This window comes from Kitasatospora sp. NPDC057512 (genome assembly GCF_042802135.1).
GTDB lineage: Bacteria > Actinomycetota > Actinomycetes > Streptomycetales > Streptomycetaceae > Kitasatospora.
In genome coordinates this window covers 1-5,015 of sequence record NZ_JBHVET010000647.1, presented here as the reverse complement: position 1 = coordinate 5,015, position 5,015 = coordinate 1, and the positions used below count along the sequence as shown (strand labels likewise).

5 protein-coding genes are annotated in these 5,015 nt (G+C 71.3%); all 5 read left to right on the top strand.

Annotated features, from left to right (window positions below):
• Positions 1-72: 72 nt before the first annotated feature.
• The 5 genes from ACFU6K_RS31150 to ACFU6K_RS31130 all read left to right on the top strand — a co-directional run bounded on the left by ACFU6K_RS31150 (position 73) and on the right by ACFU6K_RS31130 (position 4,961).
• Complete coding sequence (locus ACFU6K_RS31150) at positions 73-690, top strand: TlpA family protein disulfide reductase (protein WP_380668690.1); 618 nt, start codon at positions 73-75, stop codon at positions 688-690.
• The gene (locus ACFU6K_RS31145; protein ID WP_234348286.1) at positions 687-1,460 is read left to right on the top strand and encodes a cytochrome c biogenesis CcdA family protein; all 774 of its coding nucleotides are present in this window, start codon (positions 687-689) and stop codon (positions 1,458-1,460) included. Before ACFU6K_RS31150 ends, ACFU6K_RS31145 begins: the two co-directional genes overlap by 4 nt.
• 2 nt (positions 1,461-1,462) lie before the next feature.
• On the top strand, positions 1,463-3,301 hold the full coding sequence (locus tag ACFU6K_RS31140) for a cytochrome c biogenesis protein ResB (protein ID WP_380668688.1): 1,839 nt from the start codon (positions 1,463-1,465) through the stop codon (positions 3,299-3,301).
• A 3-nt stretch (positions 3,302-3,304) separates the two neighbouring features.
• A complete protein-coding gene (gene ccsB / locus ACFU6K_RS31135; RefSeq protein ID WP_380668686.1) occupies positions 3,305-4,435 on the top strand; it encodes a c-type cytochrome biogenesis protein CcsB in 1,131 nt (376 codons plus the stop codon).
• Positions 4,436-4,574: 139 nt separating this feature from the next.
• A complete protein-coding gene (locus ACFU6K_RS31130; RefSeq protein ID WP_380668684.1) occupies positions 4,575-4,961 on the top strand; it encodes a hypothetical protein in 387 nt (128 codons plus the stop codon).
• Positions 4,962-5,015 lie beyond the last annotated feature (54 nt).

The window sequence follows — 5,015 nt, the reverse complement described above, 5'->3', positions numbered from 1 at the left end:
GGTCAGAAGGGGTGCGACGCGCAAGGGAGGACCCCGGCGAACCGGCCCGGAACTCCATGCGAAACTTTTCACATGTCTGCCATGACGCGCCCCCGTCCCCGTGTCGCCGCAGCAGCCGCCGCCACCGTCGCCGCCGCTGCGCTCGCCCTCACCGGCTGTTCCTCCTCGGGCTCGTCGGGCGGCGGCGAGGGCCAGGTCGGCTTCGTCACGGTCAAGGGCACCAACCTGTCGAAGGCGGACGCCGGGCAGCGCGGGGACGCGCCGGACATCTCCGGGGAGACCCTGGAGGGCACCCCGGCCAAGCTCTCCGACTACCGGGGCAAGGTCGTCGTGCTGAACGTCTGGGGCTCCTGGTGCGGCCCGTGCCGGGCCGAGGCCAAGAGCCTCCAGAACGTCTCGGAGAAGTACAAGGACCAGGGCGTCCAGTTCCTCGGCATCAACACCCGGGACACCGAGAAGCAGAACGCCGTCCGCTTCGAGCAGGAGCAGGGCGTCACCTACCCCAGCCTCTTCGACCCGGCCGGCACCCAGCTGCTCAAGTTCCCCAAGGGCAGCCTCAACCCGCAGTCCATCCCGACCACCCTGATCGTCGACCGGGACGGCAAGCTGGCCGCCCGCGCCGTCGGCGGCACCACCGAGGACGCGCTGGAGTCGATCCTCCAGCCGGTGGTCGCGGAGCAGAAGCAGTGAGCCTGCCGCAGCAGCTCGCGGACAACACCGGGACCCTCCAGAGCGGAGCGCTGCTGGTGGCCGCGCCGATCGCGCTGGCGGCCGGACTGGTGTCGTTCTTCTCGCCCTGCGTGCTGCCGCTCGTCCCCGGCTACCTGTCGTACGTGACCGGCTTCTCCGCCGCCGACCTCGCGGACGCGCGCGGCGCGCGGCGCGGCCGGATGCTGCTCGGGGCGACGCTGTTCATCCTCGGCTTCACCGCCGTGTTCGTCTCGGGCGGGGCGCTGTTCGGGCAGTTCGGCGACACCCTCCAGGAGCACAAGCGGGTCATCTCGATCGTGCTCGGGGCGGTGACGATCGTGATGGGCCTCGCCTTCATGGGCCTCGTCCCCGGTCTGAGCATGCGTGAGGTGCGCTCCCACCGCCGTCCGTCGGTCGGCCTGCTCGGGGCGCCGCTGCTGGGCGTGGTCTTCGGCGTCGGCTGGACGCCCTGCATCGGCCCGACCCTGGCGACCGTCCAGAACCTCGCGCTGAACCAGGCCGACGCCGCGCGCGGCGCCCTGCTGATGACCTTCTACTGCCTGGGCCTCGGCGTACCGTTCATCGTGGCCGCGCTGGCCTTCCGCCGGGCACTGGGCGCCTTCGGCTGGGTCAAGCGGCACTACCCGCTCGTCATGAGGATCGGCGGCGGCATGCTCGTCGCGGTCGGTCTGCTGCTCGTCACCGGGATCTGGGACTCGATGCTGAGCCAGCTGCAGTCCTGGACCGCCGACTTCCAGATCGGAATCTGACCGTGAGCAACACCACGACCGAGACCGAGCAGCCCCCGGCGCCGGACGACGCCGCCGCCGAGCGGCTCAGCACCGCGCCGGTCGAGTCCGACGGACCGACCGGCATAGGGGCGTTCGGCTGGGCGCGCTGGATGTGGCGCCAGCTGACCTCGATGCGGGTCGCCCTGATCCTGCTCTTCCTGCTGTCGCTGGCCGCCATCCCCGGCTCGCTGATCCCGCAGTACCAGAACGGCCAGGGCCAGCTGAAGGTCGAGGCCTGGAAGGCGCAGCACTCCACGGTCGCGCCGGTCTACGAGAAGCTCCAGCTGTTCGACGTCTACAGCTCGGTCTGGTTCTCCGCGATCTACATCCTGCTGTTCGTGTCGCTGGCCGGCTGCATCGTCCCGCGCACCTGGCAGTTCGTCGGCGTGCTGCGCTCCCAGCCGCCGGCCGCGCCGCGCAACCTGACCCGGATGCCGGTGCACGCGGCCTGGCGCACCGAGGCGGACGCCGACGCGGTGAACGCCGCCGCGCACCGGCTGCTGCGCAAGCGCGGCTTCCGCGCCCACCTGTCCGGCGGCGCGGTGGCGGCCGAGAAGGGCTACCTGCGCGAGGTCGGCAACCTGCTGTTCCACCTGTCGCTGTTCGCGCTGCTCGGCGGCTTCGCCTGGGCCAGCCTGGCCTCGGGCACCGGCGGCAAGCTGATGGTCCAGGGCGAGGGCTACTCCAACACCATCACCCAGCTCGACGACTTCAACGGCACCCGGTTCTACGGCAACCAGGACCTCGACCCCTTCTACCTGAAGCTGGACAGCTTCACCTCGAAGTTCCAGACCAAGGGCGACCAGATCGGCGCCGCCCGGCAGTTCACCGCGAACGTCGAGTACTACGAGGGCAGCGACCAGTCGAAGCTGAGGAAGTCGACGATCGAGGTCAACCACCCGCTGGAGATCGGCGGCAGCAAGGTCTACCTGATCGGCCACGGCTACGCCCCGTTCGTCAGCGTCAAGAACGGCAAGGGCGAGGTCGTCTACCGCGGCGCCGTCCCGTTCCTGCCGCAGGACGGCAACCTGACCTCCACCGGCGTCGTGAAGGTCTCCGACTACGGCGTGGGCCCCGACGGCAACAAGACCCAGATGGGCTTCTCCGGCTTCTTCCTGCCGACCGCCCCGCTGAGCTTCGAGGGCACCGGCCCGGTCTCGCTGTTCCCCGGGGACGCCGAGCCCGAACTGGTGCTGAACGCCTTCGCCGGCGACCTCGGCACCGACTCCGGCCTGCCGCAGAACGTCTACCAGCTCAACACCCGCAAGCTCACCCAGCTCACCCAGGACGGCCAGCCGGCCAAGGCCCGGCTCAAGCCCGGCCAGGCCTGGGACCTGCCCGACGGCTACGGCTCGGTGACCTTCGAGGGCTACAAGCAGTGGGCCAGCTTCAACATCTCGCACCGTCCGGGCAACGCGATCGCCCTGACCGGCGGCGTGCTCGCGATCCTCGGCCTGATCGGCTCGCTGTTCATCCAGCGCCGCCGGATCTGGGTGCGGGCGGTCGCCCTGCCGGGCGGCGGCACCCAGGTGGAGCTGGCCGGCCTGGCCCGCAGCGAGTCGGCGAAGATCGCCGAGGAGCTGGCGGAGCTCGCGGTCGACCTCCAGGACGACGCCCCGGCCTCCGAGGGTGCGGACGGCACCCCGGCCTCCGAGGACGAGGACGACGCCCCGGCCTCCGAGGGTGCGGACGGCACCCCGGCCTCCGTGGGCGAGGACGCCGACACCGAAACGGACGTACCCGAGGAGACCGGGACCCCCACAGTCCCGGCGGCCTCCCCGGCACCCGCAGTCCCTGCCGACCAGAACTCCAAGGAGTAGACGGTGCAACTCGCCTCGGCGGTCGACCCACAGCTGGCCGACCTCTCCAACAAGCTGATCTATTCGGCGATGGTGGTCTACACCCTCGCCATGTTCGCCCACATGATCGAGTGGACCTTCGGCAGCAAGGGCGCCGTCGCCGTCCGTTCGACGGAACAGGCGGGCAGCCTGGGCGAGACCGTCGCCGCAGCCGACAAGAAGGCCGCGAAGAAGGTCACCGTCACGGTGGCCGGGGCCGGCGGCGGCACCACGACGCTCACCCGCACCGCGATCGCGGGCGAGGGTGCGACGGTGGTCACCACCGGGCGCGGCGCCGAGGAGGAGGACGGCCCGGGCGCGGCCGGCACCAGCGAGCGGGCCGACCTGGCCGGCCGGATCGCCGTCTCGCTCACCGTGCTGGCGCTGGCGCTGCACGGCGGCGGCATCATCACCCGCGGCCTGTCGGTCTCCCGCTGGCCGTGGGGCAACATGTACGAGTTCTCCTGCGCCTTCGCCTTCGCGATGACGGCCGCGTACCTGGCGCTGCTGGCCGCGAAGAAGAAGGTCCGCTGGCTCGGCCTGCCGGTCGTCCTCGCGGTGCTGCTGACCCTCGGCATCGCCACCACGGTGCTGTACACCGACTCCGAGCAGCTCGTCCCGGCGCTGCACTCGCCGTGGCTGGCGATCCACGTCTCCACCGCGATCTTCTGCGGCGGCGCCTTCTACGCGGCGTTCATCGCCACGCTGCTGTACCTCGGCAAGGAGTCCTTCGAGAGGCGGACGGCGGCCGGCCTCACCACCGGCCCGCTGGGCACCTCGGCCTCGATCTGGCGCCGGCTGCCCGCCGCGTCCACCTTCGACAAGCTGTCCTACCGGATCAACGCCCTGGTCTTCCCGCTGTGGACCTTCACCATCATCGCGGGCGCGATCTGGGCCGAGGCGGCCTGGGGCAAGTACTGGGAGTGGGACCCGAAGGAGACCTGGTCGTTCATCACCTGGGTCGCCTACGCCTGCTACCTGCACGCCCGTGCGACGGCCGGCTGGAAGGGCCGCAAGGCCGCCTACCTGGCGCTGGCGGCGTTCGCCTGCTGGCTCTTCAACTACTACGGGGTGAACATCTTCGTCACCGGAAAGCACTCCTACGCGGGGATCTGACCGGGGCACACGATCACCCACCGGCCCGGCTCTCCCAGAGACAGCCGGGCCGATGTGTGAGTGGGGTAGTGCGCGCCGGCCGCCGGTCGGTGCGAGAGGGAATTGAGGAGGAAATCGCGCAATGGAGTGCGACGAGGTCATGCTGACCGTCCGAATCACCGCCGCCGAGCGCATGCTGCTCCGCAGGCTCGCCCAGGGACACCGGAGCGACGTGTCCGAGGTGGTGTCCGACGCGCTGTTGGACATCATCCCGACGCTCAGCGCGCCGGGGGACGCCTACCGGCTGCTGGGGGCGCTGGCGGTGCCCGCGCCGTGTGCCCTGACGGTGTGGCTGCCGACCCCGCTGGCCGATCTGCTGGTGCCGGGCGCGGCCCGGATCGCGCAGATCACCGACGTCCGGGTCGAGTCGGCCAGCGCGGCCCTGGGCGCGGCGCTGCGGCTCTGGCTGTCCCAGGACCCGGTCCGGCTGGCGACCAACCTCAGCGTGATGCACGCGGGCCGGCCGGCCGCCCTGGTGGCCGCCTGACGGGGCCGGGGCGGCCCTAGGGCGTGTCTGACAATTGGCGTCGCGCGCCCGGCG

Excerpts from the sequence above, each read along its gene's own strand:
- ACFU6K_RS31150 (WP_380668690.1), top strand. The coding sequence starts at position 73 with ATGTCTGCCATGACGCGCCCCCGTCCCCGTGTCGCCGCAGCAGCCGCC.
- ACFU6K_RS31130 (WP_380668684.1), top strand. The coding sequence starts at position 4,575 with ATGCTGACCGTCCGAATCACCGCCGCCGAGCGCATGCTGCTCCGCAGG.